We start from the raw sequence: 3,899 nt of genomic DNA, 5'->3' as shown, positions 1-3,899 counted from the left end.
ATGTCTTTAAGCCATGTTGGCTCATTGCGTCCATCCGAGAATGCTTGAATTTGTTCTTTATCGAACGTTACTTTTGTCTCGATTGACATACATACCCACCCTTTACTGTTGATTCACTGATTTGCATCAATTCTTGATCGTACAGATGAAACTAGACTTAAGCTTCTTGGTTTACGTTCACACGCTCATCTTCAATGCCAAGCTCTTCTTTAATCCAGTCGTAACCTTCTGCCTCAAGACGTTGAGCTAACTCAGAACCACCAGATTTAACGATACGACCTTGCATCATAACGTGTACTTTATCAGGCTTGATGTAATCAAGTAGACGTTGGTAGTGAGTAATGATTAAGCAACCAAATTCAGAACCGCGCATAGCATTTACACCTTTAGATACAACTTTAAGTGCATCAATATCAAGACCAGAATCGATCTCATCAAGGATTGCAAGTTTCGGCTCAAGCATCATTAGTTGAAGAATTTCATTACGTTTCTTCTCTCCACCAGAGAATCCTTCGTTCAGGTAACGTTGTGCAAACTGTTGATCCATTTCAAGAAGATCCATTTTCTCATCTAGCTTACGGATAAATTTCATTAATGAAAGTTCTTCGCCCTCTTCACGACCTGCATTAATAGCAGAGCGTAAGAAATCTGCATTCGTAATACCGCYAATTTCAGAAGGGTATTGCATTGCTAGGAATAGACCAGCTTGTGCACGCTCATCCACTTCCATTTCAAGTACATCTTCACCGTTCATTGTTACAGATCCACTTGTGATTTCATATTTAGGGTGTCCCATGATTGCAGATGCTAGTGTTGATTTACCTGTACCATTTGGTCCCATGATCGCGTGAATTTCTCCACCGTTAATTTCAATACTGAAGTCTTTAAGAATTTCCTTTCCTTCAATTGAAACGTGTAAGTTCTCGATTTTTAAGAATGGTGCTGACATCTCTATGACCTCCAATTTATCTTGCTTTATCTAAAAGCAGTGTGATTTCGATTTATATCGAATTATTCTCAATCTRTTCTCATTACAATCTTATAACAAATCCAACGTAAGTTCAAGGTAACAAGACTGTCATCTCTTCATTATATAATAGAATGATTTATACAGAAAGAGAGTGGCACCTATTTGGTACCACTCTCCTTATTTAATTTGTATTCTTCTGTTTTATGCGTGATGTTGATTGAATTCTTTCGCAATCTGGTTGCAGCGTTTGTAATCTTCCTCACGAGCTTTTTCAATTTCCATTCTTTTGTCTAGACTTCGGTTGTATTCAGCATAACCTATTCCATGTGCAGAATGCATTGCTTTTTCCATATCACTCGTATACGCAGCGTCTAATGATTGGATAGTTAATCAATCCCTTCTCTTTTGATACACGTATCTTAACATGATCGCTTTAATTGACCAAAGTGCAAAAAAGAGCTTATGACCCCTTAAATGGGATTCAGTTCACCTACGCCATTGTCAGAAAACTTACCATTACGATAACTCCGGATTACGTCATTTTTCAGCTCATCCCAATTATTGCTGCATTTTACTACCTTTGCCACCAAGGTCGGTCATCGCTTCTTGCACAAGGGTTACAGCCTGACTCATCGCAGCTCCACCACCAAAAGCCGCAGTCACACCTACTGCTTCTAAGATCTCATCTTCTGTGCACCCTTGATCCAGACAGCCTTTTGTATGATAAATTATGCAGTATTCATCTTGAGCAAACACACTAATACCTAACGCAATCATTTGCTTTTCTTTTTGCGAAAGCTTTCCTTTGGCAAAACAAGCCTCAGTGAACGCATTGTATTTCTTTGCAATGTCAGGCATTTTTTCAGTGAAGTGCCCTAAACCTTCTTTATACTCATGTAGCGCCATTTGAATGGCACTTGATTGTTGTTGTTGATCCATCTACAATCCCTCCTTAAGTTGATTCCATTTCAATGGTAGTATTCGAATCAAAGCGTTCATTTATAYAAAAAAGAGCACCCAAAGGGCACTCTTAACTGTTTTATTCTTCTGTTAATGGAATAACCGCACCATCATACTCTTCATTAATGAAGTCTTGAATTTCTTGCGATTGTAAAACCTGAACAAGCTTCTGTACCTCAGGGCGATCTTGGTCTTCAGAGCGAACAACGATTAAGTTTGGCTGAAGAACCTCTTCGTCTTCAAAAGCAATTCCATATTGCTCAATATCTACTCCGCCTTCAAGTGCATAGTTCGTGTTAATCACCACTGCATCACCTTCGCCACTTTCAAATGAAGGAGCAAGCATACGTGCTTCCACTTGAGTTGATCCAAATTGAAGGTTTTTAGGGTTTGATGAAATATCTTCAATTGTTGCTAATTGACCTTCTTCGACGTCTAACTCAATTAAGCCAGCACGCTCAAAAATCGGAAGGATTCGACCGTGATCACTAATGGAATCACTCATAATGATGGTTGCACCTTCAGGAAGTTCATCTAAGCTTGTGTACTCTTGTGAATACACACCAATTGGTTCAGCATGAATAGCGCCCACGCTAACGAAATCATAATCATTTTCTTCAATTTGCATATCTAGGTAACCAGGCGTTTGGAAGTAGTTCACATCGATATCTCCATCACGCAATGTTTGGTTTGGTAAAATATAATCTTGGAATACTTGTACTTTAAGATCAATTCCTTCTTCAGCAAGCAATGGTTGTGCCGCTTCTAGGATTTCTGCATGTGGAACAGCAGAAGCCCCCACTACTAATGTTGATGATTCACCTTCTGCTGCATCTTCTCCAGCATCTCCTTCAGTTGTTTCTTCCTCTGCACCACCACATGCTACAAGTGATACCGATAATGCTGCAGCAGCTACTACGCTTAAAAACTTTTTCATCTTTCTTTTCCCCCTACCTTTTATCTGTTTTATTTGTAAAATAATCACCCATCCATTGAATAACAAATACTACCAATAGAATAGCGATCGTTGCTACTAAAGTAATTTGACTATTGTTTCGTTGGAACCCTTCTAAATAAGCGAAGTGACCAAGACCACCAGCTCCAATGACACCGGCCATCGCTGTGTAACTGACTAAAGCAATCGCTGTAACTGTAATACCAGAAATAAGGGCTGGTAAGGATTCTGGAATTAATACTTTTCGAATGATTGTCCAATTGCTTGCCCCCATTGATTGAGAAGCTTCAATCACTCCTTTATCAATTTCGCGAAGGGCAATCTCAACCATACGTGCATAAAAAGGTGCAGCTCCAATAATCAGAGCTGGTAGGGCTGCATTTGCACCTAGCATCGAACCCGTTAATGCTCGTGTAAATGGAATGAGTAATACGATCAGAATAATAAATGGAATCGATCTGAAAATATTTACAATAAAACTGGTAATCCCATTGACCAATGTATTTTCCCAAAGGTTACCTTTGCTTGTTAAATATAAAACCAGTCCTAGAATAATCCCTATAATAAATGTCGCTAATACAGAGATGGATGTCATGTAAATGGTCTCAAGTGTAGCATCCCACAGACGATCCCATTTTACATCAGCTAAAAATTGATCAAGCATACGTGATCACCTCCACTTCCACTTTCTTGCTTTGGATAAAGGCAATGGCACGTTCCACTTCTTCTTTTTGGCCATTTAAGGCAACAAATAATGTTCCGTATGACCCTTCATGAATCTTGGTAATTTTCCCTTGAACAATATTGACTTCCACATCAAACGTACGGATGAGCTGAGTAATCAATGGACTCTCTGCTTCTTCTCCTACAAATGTTAATTGAACGATATGTCCTTCTGGGTGATCTGCTAACATTTGCTTTATCGCATCGGTCGTTTCCTCAGGTTCCGTAATCTGTTTTACAAACTCTTTTGTCATTTCTTCTTTTGGCTTACGGAAAACATCAAGCACCGGA

General features: G+C 39.2%; 6 protein-coding genes. All 6 read right to left on the bottom strand.

Features of this window, described 5'->3' with window-relative positions; genetic code table 11:
* Positions 1-157: 157 nt before the first annotated feature.
* Positions 158-949, bottom strand: coding sequence for a Fe-S cluster assembly ATPase SufC (sufC, locus tag AB685_RS27820; RefSeq protein WP_047973847.1), 792 nt, complete (start codon positions 947-949; stop codon positions 158-160).
* A gap of 222 nt (positions 950-1,171) precedes the next feature.
* The gene (locus tag AB685_RS31885) at positions 1,172-1,321 is read right to left on the bottom strand and encodes a hypothetical protein (RefSeq protein WP_198530607.1); all 150 of its coding nucleotides are present in this window, start codon (positions 1,319-1,321) and stop codon (positions 1,172-1,174) included.
* Between the two features lie 207 nt (positions 1,322-1,528).
* Positions 1,529-1,909 (bottom strand): carboxymuconolactone decarboxylase family protein, encoded by a 381-nt coding sequence (locus AB685_RS27815; protein ID WP_047973846.1) that lies wholly within the window; start codon positions 1,907-1,909, stop codon positions 1,529-1,531.
* Between the two features lie 100 nt (positions 1,910-2,009).
* Positions 2,010-2,867, bottom strand: a complete 858-nt coding sequence (locus tag AB685_RS27810) for a MetQ/NlpA family ABC transporter substrate-binding protein (RefSeq protein WP_047973845.1) — start codon at positions 2,865-2,867, stop codon at positions 2,010-2,012.
* A 13-nt stretch (positions 2,868-2,880) separates the two neighbouring features.
* Positions 2,881-3,549, bottom strand: coding sequence for a methionine ABC transporter permease (locus AB685_RS27805; RefSeq protein ID WP_047973844.1), 669 nt, complete (start codon positions 3,547-3,549; stop codon positions 2,881-2,883).
* Positions 3,542-3,899, bottom strand: a 358-nt coding sequence (locus tag AB685_RS27800; protein WP_047973843.1) for an NIL domain-containing protein, incomplete at its 5' end; no start/stop codon positions are given. The genes AB685_RS27805 and AB685_RS27800, both read right to left, overlap by 8 nt.

It is taken from the genome of Bacillus sp. LL01, assembly GCF_001037965.1.
The sequence above is the reverse complement of the archived record's forward strand: the minus strand, read 5'-3'. Positions and strand labels throughout refer to the sequence as shown.

What these genes read in the sequence shown, in the direction of transcription:
- AB685_RS31885 (WP_198530607.1), bottom strand. Translation starts at nt 1,321, where the DNA reads ATGGAAAAAGCAATGCATTCTGCACATGGAATAGGTTATGCTGAATAC.
- AB685_RS27815 (WP_047973846.1), bottom strand. Translation starts at nt 1,909, where the DNA reads ATGGATCAACAACAACAATCAAGTGCCATTCAAATGGCGCTACATGAG.
- AB685_RS27810 (WP_047973845.1), bottom strand. Translation starts at nt 2,867, where the DNA reads ATGAAAAAGTTTTTAAGCGTAGTAGCTGCTGCAGCATTATCGGTATCA.
- AB685_RS27805 (WP_047973844.1), bottom strand. Translation starts at nt 3,549, where the DNA reads ATGCTTGATCAATTTTTAGCTGATGTAAAATGGGATCGTCTGTGGGAT.